This window comes from Pseudomonas sp. AC242, from assembly GCF_979258655.1.
This window is the reverse complement of record NZ_OZ409873.1, coordinates 5,427,763-5,442,415: the sequence shown is the minus strand read 5'-3', so window position 1 is coordinate 5,442,415 and position 14,653 is coordinate 5,427,763. Positions and strand designations below refer to the sequence as shown.

Annotated in this window: 14 protein-coding genes and 2 pseudogenes; 10 read left to right on the top strand and 6 right to left on the bottom strand. The window is 61.0% G+C overall.

The genetic code is table 11. The features are described 5' to 3' along the window. Window positions 1-3 precede the first annotated feature (3 nt). Both lysA and lptM read right to left on the bottom strand, forming a co-directional pair. Entirely contained in the window at window positions 4-1,251 is a 1,248-nt protein-coding gene (gene lysA, locus ACZZ0A_RS24520; RefSeq protein ID WP_007911096.1) for a diaminopimelate decarboxylase, read from the bottom strand. A gap of 9 nt (window positions 1,252-1,260) precedes the next feature. Then, the gene (gene lptM / locus ACZZ0A_RS24515; protein ID WP_007911098.1) at window positions 1,261-1,434 is read right to left on the bottom strand and encodes an LPS translocon maturation chaperone LptM; all 174 of its coding nucleotides are present in this window, start codon (window positions 1,432-1,434) and stop codon (window positions 1,261-1,263) included. Between the two features lie 326 nt (window positions 1,435-1,760). Between lptM and cyaY the strand changes: the two genes are divergently transcribed. The 3 genes from cyaY (at window position 1,761) to rnk (ending at window position 2,861) form a co-directional block, all read left to right on the top strand. Beyond that, entirely contained in the window at window positions 1,761-2,093 is a 333-nt protein-coding gene (gene cyaY / locus ACZZ0A_RS24510) for an iron donor protein CyaY (RefSeq protein WP_007911100.1), read from the top strand. Between the two features lie 4 nt (window positions 2,094-2,097). Next, complete coding sequence (locus tag ACZZ0A_RS24505; RefSeq protein WP_081498736.1) at window positions 2,098-2,322, top strand: DUF1289 domain-containing protein; 225 nt, start codon at window positions 2,098-2,100, stop codon at window positions 2,320-2,322. Window positions 2,323-2,450: 128 nt separating this feature from the next. Further along, a complete protein-coding gene (rnk, locus tag ACZZ0A_RS24500) occupies window positions 2,451-2,861 on the top strand; it encodes a nucleoside diphosphate kinase regulator (protein ID WP_007911103.1) in 411 nt (136 codons plus the stop codon). 6 nt (window positions 2,862-2,867) lie between these two features. Here rnk and ACZZ0A_RS24495 read toward each other — a convergent pair whose 3' ends face one another. The 3 genes from ACZZ0A_RS24495 to ACZZ0A_RS24485 all read right to left on the bottom strand — a co-directional run bounded on the left by ACZZ0A_RS24495 (window position 2,868) and on the right by ACZZ0A_RS24485 (window position 6,700). Then, window positions 2,868-5,711 carry a class I adenylate cyclase gene (locus ACZZ0A_RS24495; protein ID WP_414894573.1) on the bottom strand — a complete coding sequence of 948 codons (2,844 nt, stop codon included), beginning with the start codon at window positions 5,709-5,711 and terminating at the stop codon, window positions 2,868-2,870. A 183-nt stretch (window positions 5,712-5,894) separates the two neighbouring features. Continuing rightward, window positions 5,895-6,140, bottom strand: coding sequence for a TIGR02647 family protein (locus tag ACZZ0A_RS24490; protein WP_003229392.1), 246 nt, complete (start codon window positions 6,138-6,140; stop codon window positions 5,895-5,897). A 275-nt stretch (window positions 6,141-6,415) separates the two neighbouring features. Further along, window positions 6,416-6,700: a hypothetical protein gene (locus ACZZ0A_RS24485; protein WP_007911108.1), complete on the bottom strand. Its 285-nt coding sequence runs from the start codon at window positions 6,698-6,700 to the stop codon at window positions 6,416-6,418. Window positions 6,701-6,823: 123 nt separating this feature from the next. On the opposite strand from ACZZ0A_RS24485, the gene ACZZ0A_RS24480 reads away from it, so the two are divergent. Beyond that, complete coding sequence (locus ACZZ0A_RS24480) at window positions 6,824-7,483, top strand: glutathione S-transferase family protein (protein WP_463543836.1); 660 nt, start codon at window positions 6,824-6,826, stop codon at window positions 7,481-7,483. Between the two features lie 120 nt (window positions 7,484-7,603). On the opposite strand, the gene argH is transcribed toward ACZZ0A_RS24480, so the two are convergent. Then, complete coding sequence (gene argH / locus ACZZ0A_RS24475; protein WP_007911110.1) at window positions 7,604-8,998, bottom strand: argininosuccinate lyase; 1,395 nt, start codon at window positions 8,996-8,998, stop codon at window positions 7,604-7,606. A gap of 336 nt (window positions 8,999-9,334) precedes the next feature. Between argH and ACZZ0A_RS24470 the strand changes: the two are divergent. From ACZZ0A_RS24470 to ACZZ0A_RS24445, 6 genes and pseudogenes are all read left to right on the top strand, one after another. Continuing rightward, a pseudogene (locus ACZZ0A_RS24470) lies at window positions 9,335-9,475 on the top strand (sensor histidine kinase); the annotation flags it as partial. Beyond that, window positions 9,472-10,219: pseudogene (locus ACZZ0A_RS24465) on the top strand (LytR/AlgR family response regulator transcription factor). The pseudogenes ACZZ0A_RS24470 and ACZZ0A_RS24465, both read left to right, overlap by 4 nt. A gap of 138 nt (window positions 10,220-10,357) precedes the next feature. Continuing rightward, window positions 10,358-11,299, top strand: coding sequence for a hydroxymethylbilane synthase (gene hemC, locus ACZZ0A_RS24460; RefSeq protein WP_463543835.1), 942 nt, complete (start codon window positions 10,358-10,360; stop codon window positions 11,297-11,299). Beyond that, window positions 11,296-12,057, top strand: coding sequence for a uroporphyrinogen-III synthase (locus ACZZ0A_RS24455; RefSeq protein WP_123376126.1), 762 nt, complete (start codon window positions 11,296-11,298; stop codon window positions 12,055-12,057). Before hemC ends, ACZZ0A_RS24455 begins: the two co-directional genes overlap by 4 nt. Window positions 12,058-12,073: 16 nt before the next feature. Continuing rightward, the gene (locus ACZZ0A_RS24450) at window positions 12,074-13,216 is read left to right on the top strand and encodes a uroporphyrinogen-III C-methyltransferase (RefSeq protein WP_007911114.1); all 1,143 of its coding nucleotides are present in this window, start codon (window positions 12,074-12,076) and stop codon (window positions 13,214-13,216) included. Beyond that, window positions 13,213-14,451, top strand: a complete 1,239-nt coding sequence (locus ACZZ0A_RS24445; RefSeq protein ID WP_007950058.1) for a heme biosynthesis protein HemY — start codon at window positions 13,213-13,215, stop codon at window positions 14,449-14,451. Before ACZZ0A_RS24450 ends, ACZZ0A_RS24445 begins: the two co-directional genes overlap by 4 nt. Window positions 14,452-14,653 lie beyond the last annotated feature (202 nt).

The following is a 14,653-nucleotide window of genomic DNA, read 5'->3' as shown; positions in this document are numbered from 1 at the left end:
GGGTTACTCCGGCAGCAGGCTTTCGCCGGCAAACAGCTCAGCCACGGTTTCGCGGCGGCGCACTTCAAAAACCTGGTCACCGTCTACCAGCACTTCAGCGGCACGGCCGCGGGTGTTGTAGTTGGAACTCATCACGAAACCGTAGGCACCCGCCGAATGCACGGCCAGCAGATCGCCTTCGGCCAAGGCCAATTCGCGATCCTTGGCGAGGAAGTCGCCGGTTTCGCAGATCGGGCCGACGATGTCGTATTTGCGCGCAGCGGAGTCACGCGGTTTGACCGCAGTAACGTCCATCCACGCCTGATACAGCGCCGGGCGGATCAGGTCGTTCATCGCCGCGTCGACGATGGCGAAATCTTTGTGCTCGGTGTGCTTGAGGTACTCGACCTGAGTCAGCAGCACGCCAGCATTGGCAACGATGAAACGGCCTGGCTCGAACACCAGCGCCAGATCACGACCGTTCAGACGCTCGCGCACAGCTTTGATGTAGTCGGCAGCCAGCGGCGGCTCTTCATCGCGATAACGCACGCCCAAACCGCCGCCGAGATCGATGTGGCGCAGGTGAATGCCGCAATCGCCAAGGCGGTCGACCAGATCCAGCAGGCGATCGAGGGCATCGAGGAACGGTGGCAGCGTGGTCAGTTGCGAACCGATGTGGCAGTCGACGCCGACCACTTCGAGGTTCGGCAGATGCGCGGCGCGCACGTACACGTCTTCGGCGTCGGCGATGGCGATGCCGAACTTGTTCTCTTTGAGACCGGTGGAAATGTACGGGTGGGTGCCGGCATCGACGTCCGGGTTCACCCGCAGCGACACCGGTGCGCGAACGCCCAGTTCGGCGGCAACCACTTGCAGGCGCTCGAGCTCATCGGTGGATTCGACGTTGAAGCAGTGCACGCCGACTTCCAGCGCGCGACGCATGTCGTCACGGGTCTTGCCGACACCGGAGAAGACGATCTTGTCAGCGCTGCCGCCAGCGGCGAGTACGCGTTCCAGCTCGCCACGGGAAACGATGTCGAAACCGGCGCCGAGACGGGCCAGGACATTCAGTACGCCGAGGTTGGAGTTGGCTTTGACCGCAAAGCAGACCAGATGCGGCATGCCGGCCAACGCATCGGCATAAGCCAGATACTGAGCCTCGATGTGCGCGCGCGAGTAGACGTAAGTGGGCGTGCCGAAGCGGTCGGCGATGGCGGACAGCGCCACACCTTCCGCGAACAGCTCCCCGCCACGGTAGTTAAAAGCGTCCATGGCGATCCCTTATTGGTAAACGTCGTGCTTGTGTGCTTTGGACGGCTGCTTCTGCGAAGACTGGGCTTGCTCGGCCGGGTCCTGATCGTCATCCGGCAGGTACAGCGGGCCTTTTTGACCACAGGCCGAAACGAGGCAGGCAACCGCGACGAGCGCAGCAAGGGAAGAGATCAGGCGCTTCATGGCGAAATCCTTGAAAATGCGTTAATTGCGCCGGAGTATACCGGCCACCCGGCAGCTTGCCTATGCGAGGGGGTTCCCGTCCGGCGGGGCTTGCCCAAAGCTGCCCGAACCGCCGCAATACCTTGTAGGAGTGAGCCTGCTCGCGATCGCGGTGTGTCAGCCAGCGATAATGTTGGATGTGCCGGCCATTCGCGAGCAGGCTCGCACCCACAGGGTTCGGTGTTGATGGGCCGGCAGGTGCTTGGTCGTTAATCTTTGCAATCGGCCGGAAGCGTCCGTATCTTTCGGCGCTTGAGCCTGATCAGACATTTTTTGAGGTTGCCGCAATGAGTTTGTCCGAAGCCCGTTTTCACGATCTGGTCGATGAAACCCAGGAAAAACTGGAAGACATCTTTGATGAAAGCGATCTGGATATCGACATGGAGAACTCGGCCGGTGTGCTCACCGTCAAGTTCGAAAACGGCTCGCAGCTGATCTTCAGCCGCCAGGAGCCGCTGCGTCAGCTGTGGCTGGCGGCGGTGTCCGGTGGTTTCCACTTCGACTACGACGAAGAAAGCGAGCGCTGGATGTGCGACAAGAGCGAAGAGCAATTGGGCGAAATGCTCGAGCGCATCGTCAAGCAGCAGGCTGGCGCCGAATTCGACTTCGAAGGTCTGTGATTCCGTGACTGACACCGCTCCCGTTCGTCCACCGAAGCCGCTTTACAGCAACATCAGCCCGGCCGTGCCCTCGCCGTGCAGCGGTGTGTGCCGGCTGGATGAGCACAAGGTCTGCCTCGGCTGCTTCCGCCATGTCGAAGACATTCGCGAATGGCGCTCGGCGGACGACCAGCGGCGACGGGTAATTTGCGCGCAGGCGTCGCAGCGCAAACAGTGCGGCGGGGCGTGACTTGTATATTTTTTGAGCTGTGATAGTGTCCGAACACGCCTCAACCCATCGAGGCCTGGTGAAAACCCCGTCTTTTTTGGCGGGGTTTTGCTTTTTTTGTGTGCAGAAGAAAGGAGTCTGCCCGGATCATGACCGCACCTTCCATCACCCTTACCCGTCTGGACGTGCAACGTCTGGAGCGCCTGATCGACAGCCTGGATGACACGCTGCCGGGCGTGATTGCGCTGCAAACCGAGCTGGATCGCGCCGACACCGTGGTTGGCCACGATGAAGTGCCCGCCGATGTCGTGACGATGAATTCCCGCGTGCATTGCCGTGAAGAAGGCAGTGGCAAGGACTACCACCTGACGCTGGTCTATCCCAAGGATGCCAACGCCGATGAAGGCAAGATTTCCATTCTGGCACCCGTCGGCAGCGCACTGCTGGGCCTGAAAGTCGGTCAACACATCGACTGGCCGGCCCCGGGTGGCAAGACCCTCAAACTGACCTTGCTGGAAGTTGAATCGCAACCGGCCAACGGTGGCGCGTTCCCCGAGTAATCCGCCTCAGACCTGTTCGAGTGCCTCGTTCAGGGCGCGCTCCAGGTCAGCCTTGTAGCGCAAATACAGATTGCTTGAACTCTGCCCGTCACCGAGCAGGCCTGAAAGGTCGAGGTCGGTGATGTAGCAGCGATAGCGTTCGCTTTCGCGGCGCTGCTCGACGATCTCCCGGGCGACCACGCTGAACAGCTGGTCGCCATGTTCCAGCTCACTGAACTCCCGTTGATTGCAATACAGGGTGACCTGCACCTCGCCCGGTGCGGCTTTGCCGACGATCGCCTGCACGTCGTAAAACGGCTTGTTCACCGGCGTCTGCGGTGCCGGCCGCGATTCGACCCGTCGTGCGCGCCCCGGACCCGAAGGCAATAACTGGTAATACAAAGTTTCGAGGCGGCCGTCGGGACCGGCGTCCATCGGTAGCACGGCTTCGCGGCGGAACAGGATCGATTGCAGAAAGCGCTGCAATGGCACCAACAGACTTTGCTCATCGTGATAGGGCAAATGTTGCTGCCACAGCGCGTTGAACTCATCCAGCACGTACAACTCGGCCTGCTGCTCGGTGATCCGGTAGAACACTTGAATGCATTCCGGCTGACCCATCGGCAGGATCAATGCGAGGTCGTGATCTTCCAGTGCCATCGGATCCAGATGCAGCGGACTGTAGCGCGGCTGTTCTTCACCGAGGTAATCGAGCAGGGCGGGCAACGTGGCGAGGGCGACATGGTTGACCTGGCCCGGCACCAACTCCAGCACGTGATAGTGCTGCTGCACCTGAATCAGGTAGCGGTGGTTCAACTCGCTGAGCAGCAGGTTCTGCGCGGTGTCGACGATTTCTTCGACGCGACGGGCAATGAATTGCGCGCGGTTGTGGCAGAAACAACGCACCTTCAGCGACGGCTGTAGCGGCCCACGCGGCAGATTGTTGAGGTAATCGCGCAGGCAATCGAGCAGGGCGTGCGGGCCGTCGAAGCGATTGACCAGCACTTCGTTCCAGCTGTTGAGCGTGACCTGATCCAGCGTCAGCACGAGGTTTTCGCGCACGCCGGCGTAACTCAGCGAGTCGGTGCGCTCGGTGGTCATCAGGATGTTGAGGTCGCGGTGATGCTTGAGTGGATCAATCCCGACGTTGACCAGCATAAGCACTTCGCTCGGCACCGCTGCACGCAGCAACGGCTCTTCCGCGACGGTGGGCAAGGGCAGGGCAATGCACTGTTGCAGGCTGCCGAGCAGGTTGAACAGTTCGAACTCGCTCAGGTCGCTGGTGCCGGGATGCAGGGCCAGGCGGGTGCTGCTATCGATCACACCGTTGCGGTGGCACCAGGTCAACAGCTCGAGTAACTCGCGGCTGCGCTTGATCGGCGCGAAGTGTTCCCACTCCAGTGCCGTAAGGCTGCCGTTATACAGGCCCCACTGGGTTTGCCCCGGTTCCTTTTTGTTGCGCGACTGCACCAGGGTCAGGGTGTCTTCGGCCAGATCCGGGGCGATGCCGGGATTGATGAATTCGACCTTGTCAGCCTTGCGTTCGAAGGCAGCATAGAGCCGGCGCCCGAGTACGTTGAGGTCACGCTTGTTGATCAGGCTGACGGTCTGCTCGGTGCGGGCGAACTGGGTGAGGAAGCGATAGCTGTAGTTCAGCTCGTTGACCAGCGCGCGGCGTTCGGCGCTGACCTGGCGGACTTTCCATTGGCTGCGGCTGTCGAGCAGGGTCAATTGCCGCTGATCCCAATGCCATTCACTGGCCAGTCTTTCCAGCAATGAACGCTGCCAGCTCTGGGTGCGGCTGTTGCCGGTGAGCTTGCGGTTGACCTTCAGGTACAGCGCGCGGCGCACCAGTTCCAGCCGTTCCGGTTCGTTGCGCGCGGTGAGGTATTCCTCGATGCGCCGGTACACGACCATGTACGGGTCCAGCTCATCCAGATCCAGTTGGTTGGCGAACACGGCTTTTTTAAAGCGCAGGCTCAGACACTGCACCTGCGGGTGTTCGCTGGCGTAAACCTCGGTCAGCAGCAGTTTGAGCACCGACTTGTAGGGCGACTCGATGCCCTTGAACAGCTGCCACAATCCGGCGCCGATGAACTCGCCCGGTGGAATGGACGCCAGATGGCCGAGGTCCACGGTTTCGTCGGCACGGATGAAGCGCTTCGACAGCAGGGTGTGGGTATAAAGGTCGTAGGCGGTTTCTTCGTACACCGGCACCAGCCACCAGATCGGCGTGCGCCCGGCCAGCCAGATTGCAGTGCGATAAAACTCGTCGAGCAGCAGATAGTGCTGGGTGGTGCCGCAGTTTTCCGAACTGAGCTGGGTGTCGCGTTCGCCTTTGACGAAGCGCACCGGGTCGATCAGAAAGAAATGCGCCTCAGCACCCTGGCTCGCGGCCCAGGCTTCCAGTAACTGACATTTCTTGCTCAGTTCGGCGAGTTCACCTTCGCTCAAGTCAGGCGCGTGGCAGACCCATACGTCCATGTCACTCTGATCGGCCTGCGCCAGCGTGCCGAGGCTGCCCATCAAGAACAGGCCATGAATCGGTCGCGGCGGATTGCTGCCGTGGCGCGGCTTGTAGGAGAACGAACGCGTCAGACGCTGTGCCTCGGTCAGCACGTTGGCGTCCGGCTCGTAGTTCGACAGGCCGGCTGGCGTACTGCCCGAGACATAACCCGGCAACAGCGGATGATTGACATGGAAGAACAGCGGCAACAGCGTCAGCACGCTCTGCTGGCGTGTCGACAAGCCTTCGAGGGCGCGGCCGAGGCGGCCTTCATTGAGTTTGAGAAAGCGCGCGCGTAGCTGGCTGAGGACCTTGCGGTCGATGCCTTCGTCCAGGTCGGGGCGGATTTCGTGGGTGCGCGTCATGTCAGCTCAAACCGGCTCGCAAGCTCGGACGAAGAGGGTCTCGGAATGGGAGGCAGTTTAGCCTTTGCGCAGCGGGACTTTTAAGCTGAATTTGTTTTTTGACGTCAGATTTCTATCGCGGATGACCGGGCAGGCCCGCGGAAATCCCGTGGCAGGAGTTCCCGTGGGCAAAGTCAGGGGGAATCAGGCGGTTTCTTGCTCTCTCAGAATGGTCAGCACGGTTTGCACATTCTGTGCGGCGTCGCGACCGAGGCTGGTCAGATACCCGCCATCGGGCTGATCGGTGAGTTCTTTTTCGAAGAGGCGTTTGGCGGCAGCAATGTGTTTCGGGGCAGCGGTCTGATGAATTTTCAGACCTTCCTGGGAACTGTCCAGGTTGAAGAGTGCGAGGACTTCCAGTTCGGCAACCAACTCAGGGGTAAGCGACATAAGGACTCCAGACTTTCTAGGAATTGGACGACAGCGTCCCTAAGGTGAACCCGCTTTTGCGGCATGTCCAGTGCTCAGATCAGGGATTTTGTCTTGAGGCGGATTCCAGTGTAGTCGGGGCCGGGGAGTTGGCTGGATGGATGGGTGACAAATTGTGTGGGAGCGAGCTTGCTCGCGAATGCGGTGTGTCATTCAGCGTTGTTTTTGCTGATGTACCGCTTTCGCGAGCAAGTCGAATCGTCGCACCGTCGCTCCCACAGGGGAATGTGCTTGGCTTACTGCTTTTCGGGTGGCAGCTCAGGCAGTGCCCGCAGCGCTGCTTCGTACCATTCGGTATTGAACGCGCGGTCTTCATCAAGCATCGCGTCAATCTCATAGGCCAGCACATGCGCCATCAGATTGAGGATCTCTTCGCGCTCAACGCCCACCAGGGTCAGCTTGTTGAAGGTCGCTTTGGCCGCTGGCGGGTTGTCGCTTTCGATCTGGTTCTCGATGGCTTCGATCAAGGTAGCCTCGGTGAACTCTTCTTCGTCGTTGTCGATGTCTGTCGGCTCGCTCATGGCAGGCTCCTTATGGAAAGGCGCCAGTTTACCCGCATTCAGCGGGGTGATGCTGCTGGCGCGATTCGCCTGCACGATCTATAAACATGCCCTGCCCACCCCGCACGGCCTGGAGGCTATGTGATGCTCAAGCTCTACGGATTCTCAGTCAGCAACTACTACAACATGGTCAAACTGGCGCTGCTGGAAAAAGGCCTGCCGTTCGAAGAGGTCACGTTCTACCCGGCGCAAACCGCGGAATCTCTGGCCATCAGCCCACGCGGCAAAGTCCCGGTGCTCGGTGTGGACGCCGGTTTCATCAACGAAACCGCGATCATCCTCGAATACCTCGAACAGACCCAGAAGGGCACACCGCTGCTGCCAAGCGATCCGTTCGAACGCGCGCAGGTATTGGCGATTGCCAAGGAAATCGAGCTGTACATCGAGTTGCCGGGGCGCGCTTGTTACGGCGAGGCGTTCTTCGGCATGACCCTGCCGGACGCGATCAAGGAAAAGACCAAGACTGAATTGCAGCTGGGTTTTGCGGCGCTGGATCGGCACGGCAAGTTCGCCCCGTATGTGGCGGGCGACAGTCTGAGCATTGCCGACTTGTACTTCCTCTACAGCGTGCCACTGGCCTGTGCAGTCGGGCAGAAACTGTTCGGGATCGATTTTCTGGCGCAGATGCCAAAGGCGAAAGCGCTGCTGGAGCGGCTTGAGCAGAATCCGCATGTGCAGAAGATTGCAGCGGATAAAGAGGCGGCGATGCCGGCGTTTTTGGCGATGATTGCTGCCAAGAAGTGAGTTTTGTGGCGTTTGTAAGTAGGTAATCGCTGGCACGCCAGCTGCCACAGGTCTTTGGGTCGAACGCAAAATTGTGTTCCAACAAAGAACCCTGTGGGAGCTGGCTTGCCAGCGATGCTTTTAGCGACTGGCGATCAGGGCCTGACCGCGCACCACCGCTGCCTTGACCTGCGCCGGCGCAGTGCCGCCGATATGGTCGCGGGCATTCACTGAGCCTTCCAGGGTCAGCACGGCAAACACGTCCTGCTCGATCTGGTCGCTGAACTGACGCAACTCTTCCAGGCTCATTTCGGCCAGATCCTTGCCAGTGTCAACGCCGTATTTCACGGCGTGGCCGACGATTTCGTGGCAATCACGGAACGGCAGGCCACGGCGTACCAGGTAGTCGGCGAGGTCGGTCGCGGTGGAGAAACCGCGCAGCGCCGCTTCACGCATGATCGCGTGCTTTGGTTTGATCGCCGGGATCATGTCGGCAAAGGCACGCAACGAGTCGCGTAGGGTATCGGCGGCGTCGAACAGCGGCTCTTTGTCTTCCTGATTGTCCTTGTTGTAGGCCAGCGGCTGGCCTTTCATCAAAGTCAGCAGGCCCATCAGTGCGCCGAAAACACGGCCGGTCTTGCCACGCACCAGCTCTGGCACGTCAGGGTTTTTCTTTTGCGGCATGATCGAGCTGCCGGTGCAGAAGCGATCCGGTAGATCGATGAACTGGAACTGCGCGCTGGTCCACAGCACCAGCTCTTCGGAGAAGCGCGACAAGTGCATCATCGCGATGCTCGCGGCCGAGCAGAATTCGATGGCGAAGTCGCGATCGGAAACGTTGTCCAGTGAGTTGCCGCCCACGGCGTCGAAACCGAGCAGTTGCGCGGTGTATTCGCGGTCGATCGGGTAGGTGGTGCCGGCCAGCGCGGCGCTGCCCAGTGGCATGCGGTTGGTGCGCTTGCGGCAGTCGACCAGACGCTCGTAATCGCGGCTGAGCATCTCGAACCAGGCCAGCATGTGGTGCCCGAACGTCACTGGCTGCGCGGTTTGCAGGTGGGTGAAGCCGGGCATGATGCTCGCCGCTTCACGCTCGGCTTGCTCCAGCAGGCCTTTTTGCAAACGGGTGATCTCGGCGAGGATCAGGTCGATTTCGTCACGCAGCCACAGGCGGATGTCGGTGGCGACCTGGTCGTTGCGGCTACGCCCGGTATGGAGCTTTTTACCGGTGACGCCGATGCGGTCGGTCAGGCGTGCTTCGATGTTCATGTGCACGTCTTCGAGGTCGATGCGCCAGTCGAACTGGCCGGCCTCGATTTCGCCCTGAATGGTCTTCAGGCCGTCGATGATGCTGTCGCGCTCGGCATCGGTCAGCACGCCGACTTTGGCCAGCATGGTGGCGTGGGCGATCGAGCCCATGATGTCGTGGCGATACAGGCGCTGGTCGAAAGTGACGGAGGCGGTGAAGCGGGCGACGAAGGCGTCGACGGGTTCACTGAAGCGGCCGCCCCAGGACTGATTGGTCTTGTCAGTGCTCATGAATTCGCTCGTATCGGCTTGAAGAAAAAAGGCGTGAAACGCTGGCGCGGATAATAACAGGGTTGCCCGGACTGTCGCTGACACCGGTCGATACGTTTTTTTCTCATTGTGTGCGCCATAGTCGGCGCTGCACCCGGGGGATTTGCGCAAGGATATTTTTCGATTGAGCAATATCGGCCCGACGAGCGTCTACAGTAGGACATAAGGGTCGGCGCGACTGCAGATCGCGCAAAGGTCTGGTCGCCGACTATAAGAAGAGGGGGGTGGGTGTAATTGTCCTTCGGCAATCCCCGTGAGAAACGCAGGAAACAGCGGGCTTTGAGCAGTACGACCCGGACACTGGCAAATATTGCTGGCCGACGTACGGCACTTTTTGGCGCTCGGGCTAGTCTTAGCGTGGATCGCGGTGACGGACGTCACTTCACCTGTCTACGCTATCCTTGTGCGAGACTCACGCAGGAATCCAGCGCAATATGAATGTCCTGATCGTTGATGACGAACCACTGGCTCGCGAGCGCCTCAGCCGAATGGTGAGCGAGCTCGAGGGTTATACAGTTCTGGAGCCCAGCGCCACGAATGGCGAGGAGGCGTTGGCACTGATCGACAGCCACAAACCGGATATCGTGTTACTTGATATCCGCATGCCGGGCCTCGATGGCCTGCAAGTCGCTGCCCGTCTGTGCGAACGAGAAACGCCGCCCGCCGTGGTGTTTTGCACCAGCCCCGATGAATTTGCCGTGGAAGCCCTGCAGGCCAGCGCCGTGGGCTATGTGGTGAAACCCGTGCGAACCGAACATCTGCATGACGCCCTGAAACGGGCGGAACGTCCCGAACCGGGCGCAACTCTCGGCCCTGACCCGTCCCGCTGCCGAAAGCGGCACCGGTCCGCGCAGCCACATCAGCGCCCGCACCCGCAAAGGCATCGAACTGATCCCGCTGGATCAGGTGGTCTATTTCATTGCTGACCATAAATACGTGACATTGCGCCATGAGGCTGGTGAGGTGCTGCTGGACGAGCCGCTCAAAGCCCTTGAAGACGAATTCGGCGAGCGCTTTGTGCGTATCCACCGCAACGCGCTCGTCGCCCGCGACCGCATCGAGCGTCTGCAACGCACACCGCTGGGGCATTTCCAGCTGTTCCTCAAAGGTCTCAATGGTGATGCGCTGATCGTCAGTCGTCGGCATGTGGCCGGTGTGCGCAAAATGATGCAGGGCTTGTAACCCGCTCATTCCGGGTGGCTCCAGCTCCTTGTTACCGGGCACTGCGGGCCAGGGAGGCCGCGCCGACTCTGATTCAAGTCAAAGTGGATTTGGCTGAGCTGTTATTATCCGCCGTATCTATTCAGTACGGATTGATCCATGTCCTCTCGCGAAATCCGCATCGCCACCCGTAAAAGTGCGCTGGCCCTCTGGCAGGCCGAATACGTCAAAGCCCGTCTGGAAGCGGCCCATCCGGGCTTGCTGGTGACGCTGGTGCCCATGGTCAGTCGCGGCGACAAGCTGCTCGATTCGCCGCTGTCGAAAATCGGCGGCAAGGGCCTGTTCGTCAAGGAACTGGAAACCGCGCTGCTGGAAAATCAAGCCGACATCGCCGTGCACTCGATGAAAGACGTGCCGATGGACTTCCCTGAAGGCCTCGGTCTGTTTTGCATTTGCGAGCGCGAAGATCCGCGCGATGCCTTCGTTTCCAATACCTACGCCAGTCTCGATGCGTTGCCTGCCGGCGCGATCGTCGGCACATCGAGTCTGCGTCGTCAGGCGCAATTGCTGACCCGTCGTCCGGACCTGCAGATCCGCTTCCTGCGCGGCAACGTCAACACGCGCCTGGCCAAGCTTGATGCCGGCGAGTACGACGCAATCATCCTCGCGGCCGCCGGCCTGATCCGCCTCGGCTTCGAAGAGCGCATCACTTCGGCAATCAGCGTCGATGACAGCCTGCCGGCTGGTGGCCAAGGCGCAGTCGGCATCGAATGCCGCAGCGCCGACACTGAAATCCACGCCTTGCTCGCACCGCTGCATCACGCCGATACCACTTCGCGTGTGACCGCCGAACGTGCCCTCAACAAACATTTGAATGGCGGCTGCCAAGTGCCGATCGCCTGCTACGCCGTACTCGAAGGCGAGCAGTTGTGGCTGCGCGGTCTGGTCGGTGAACCGAGCGGTGGCAAGCTGCTCAGCGCCGAAGCTCGTGCGCCACGTGGCGATGCCGAAGCATTGGGCGTGAAGGTGGCCGAAGATCTGCTCAGCCAGGGCGCCGACGATATTCTCAAAGCGGTCTATGGCGAGGCAGGTCACGAGTGACGGACTGGCGCCTGCTGCTGACGCGTCCCGCAGAAGACTGTGCGGCGCTGGCCGAGACGTTGGCCGCGCAGGGGGTTTTCAGCAGTTGCCTGCCGCTTTTGGAAATTGCCCCGCTGCCGGTCTCTGAGAAAATACGTCGGGCGATTACACAGTTGCCAAGTTGCAGCGCAGTGATTGTCGTCAGCAAGCCGGCGGCGCGTATTGCGCTCGATCTGCTCGACGGCGCTTCTGCACTGACGATGCCCTGGTTCAGCGTCGGTGCGGCGACTGCGCAGATTCTGCTGGATCACGGTCTGGACGCGAACTTCCCGGCTGACGGCGATGACAGCGAGGCGTTGCTGCAATTGCCGCGTCTGCGTGAGGCGATCAGCCAGCCCGGCGCGCAGGTGTTGATCTTGCGCGGCGAGGGCGGGCGCGAGTTGCTCGCCGAGCGCTTGCGTGAGCGAGGTGCTAGTGTCGAGTATCTGGAATTGTATCGGCGCGACCTGCCGGCCTATGCCCCGGATGAGCTGCCACGGCGGATCGCAGCGGAACGCTTGAACGGGCTGGTGGTCAGCAGTGGACAGGGTTTCGAGCACCTGCGCCAAATGGCCGGCGATGCCTGGCCGACCATCGCGCCGTTGCCGTTGTTTGTACCAAGCCCAAGGGTCGCCGAGCTGGCACGTGCCGCCGGGGCTCAAACAGTTGTGGATTGCCGCGGCGCGAGTGCCGCGGCTTTGCTGACGGCGTTACGGGAGCATCCCGAACCCGTTTTCTAATGCAAAGGATGGATACGTGAGCGAAACAGCCTTGCCAAAAGATGACGTCCAGCCTGTGATTGAACCCCAGGTTGAAACTCCACCGCCGGCCACAGAGCCGCGTCGAGGCAATGGACTGGCCATCGTCGCCTTGTTGCTCGGCGCTGCCGGCGTTGCGATCGGTGGCTGGGGTGTCTGGCAGGTCCGCCACCTGCAGACCAATACTCAGCAGCAGTCCGGTGAAGTGCAGGCATTGAACGATCAGGCGCAGAGCCTGAAGCTCAATGAACAGCGTCTGACCGAGCGCCTCGCGCAACTGCCCGGTGCCGACGAACTTGCCGAACGCCAGCGTCTGGTGACGCAGCTTCAGGGCGATCAACAGCGCCTCAATCAACGCCTGGAAACGGTGCTGGGTGCCAGTCGCAAGGACTGGCGTCTGGCCGAGGCCGAGCATCTGCTGCGTCTGGCCAGCCTGCGTCTATCGGCGTTGCAGGACATCAGCAGCGCTCAGGCGCTGGTGCAGGGCGCTGACGAAATCCTTCGCGAGCAAAACGACCCCGGTTCCTTCGCCGCCCGCGAGCAAGTGGCGAAAACCCTGGTGGCGCTGCGCAGCACCGCGCAGCCGGATCGCACCGGTTTGTTCCTGCGTCTCGGCGCGTTGCGCGATCAGGTCATTGACCTCACCGAGCTGGCGCCGGAGTACAAGGATCGCGGCGAATCGCTGCTGGGCCTGACTGCCGACGGTGACGGCGCCAGTCGCTGGGCGCAGTGGTGGGATCAGGTCTCGCGCTACATCCGTATCGATTTCAACGCCGACAAAAATGTGCGCCCGCTGCTGGCCGGGCAGAGCCTGAGTCAGGTGCGTCTGGCCCTGAGCCTTGCACTTGAGCAGGCGCAGTGGGCAGCGCTCAACGGGCAGGCGCCGGTCTACACCCAGGCACTGGCCGAAGCACGTGATGTGCTCAAGGGCAATTTCAACCCGGACAATCCGCAAAGCAAAGTGATGCTTGAACAGGTCGGTGAGTTGAGCAAGGAACCGGTCACGGTCACGACGCCGGATCTGGCCGGCACGCTGAGTGCGGTGCAAGCCTATCTTGAGCGGCGCAACGTCAACGCCGAAGAGTCGGTGAAACCCTTTGCCAAACCTGCCGCCAACACTGCGCAGGAGACCACGCCATGAAACGCCTCTATGTGATCGTGTTTCTGGTGATCGCGGCGACGGCGGCGCTGGGCTTTGCAGTGGCACAGCATTCTGGCTACGTGCTGATTGCCTACAAGAGCTTCCGTTACGAAGCGAGTCTATGGGCGACACTGGCGGTGATCGCGGTTTTGTGGCTGCTGATCTGGGGCATCAAGGCCTTGGTCGAGTTGGTCATGACCTCAACTGGCGTGGTCAATCCCTGGTCACGGCGCAACCGCAGTCGTCGCGTGCAGGTAGCGATCGAGCACGGCCAACTGGATCTGGCTGAAGGTCGCTGGGCCAGCGCGCAGCGTCATCTCTATCGAGCGGCTGAAGCCGAGCGCCAGCCGCTGCTGTACTACCTCGGCGCAGCCCGCGCGGCCAATGAGCAAGGCAATTACGAAGAGTGCGATCGTTTGCTGGAGCGCGCGCTGGAGCGTCAGCCTCAAGCGGAATTGGCAATCGCTCTGAGCCATGCGCAGTTGCAGACCGACCGTGGCGATACCGACGGTGCCTTGGTGACCCTGCAAGCGATGCATGATCGCCATCCGCACAATGCGCAGACGCTGCGCCAGTTGCAGCGCTTGTACCAACAGCGCGGCGAATGGTCGGCGGTGATTCGTTTGCTGCCGGAGTTGCGCAAGGACAAAGTCCTGCCACCCGCCGAACTGGCTGAACTGGAACGCCGCGCCTGGGGTGAAAACCTTTCGCTGGCAGCGCAGCGCGAAGAGGACGGGAGCGTTGGCTTGCAGTCGCTCACGCGGGCCTGGGAACAGCTCACCTCGGCGCAACGGCAGGAGCCGCCGCTGGTGCTGGCGTACGCCGAACAGCTGCGTCAGTTGGGTGCTCAGGTCGAAGCGGAAGAAGTGCTGCGTACCGCCCTCAAGCGCAAGTACGACAGCCATCTGGCGCGTCTCTACGGTCTGGTGCGCGGCAGCGATCCGGCCCGTCAGTTACAAACCGCCGAAGGCTGGCTGAAAGATCATCCGAACGATCCGAGCTTGTTGTTGACCCTCGGCCGACTGTGTCTGCAAACCAGTCTGTGGGGCAAGGCGCGGGATTATCTGGAAAGCAGCCTGCGTGTGCAGCGCAATCCGGAGGCCTGTGCGGAACTGGCGCGCTTGCTCGCACAGTTGGGCGATACCGAGCGCAGCAATCAGTTGTTTCAGGAAGGCCTTGGCCTGCTGGATGAACGCCTGCTGGCTGCACCTCTGCCGGTTCTGGCTCACGTCTGAAGTGGTGAGGGAGGATGCTCCCTCGCTTACCTTTTGTGGCTGAAATTTCAACTTCAGTGAGTGCTCGAGGCGAATTCCTACAGCGGGCTACACCGATTCCTATCGAACCTGTCGGGTTTTCCCTACACCTCTGGTGAACTGTCGGCAGGGCCTTGCCTTGAAAGGCTGACACGCTTTCCTCTACCGTAACCGTCTGTCTCTA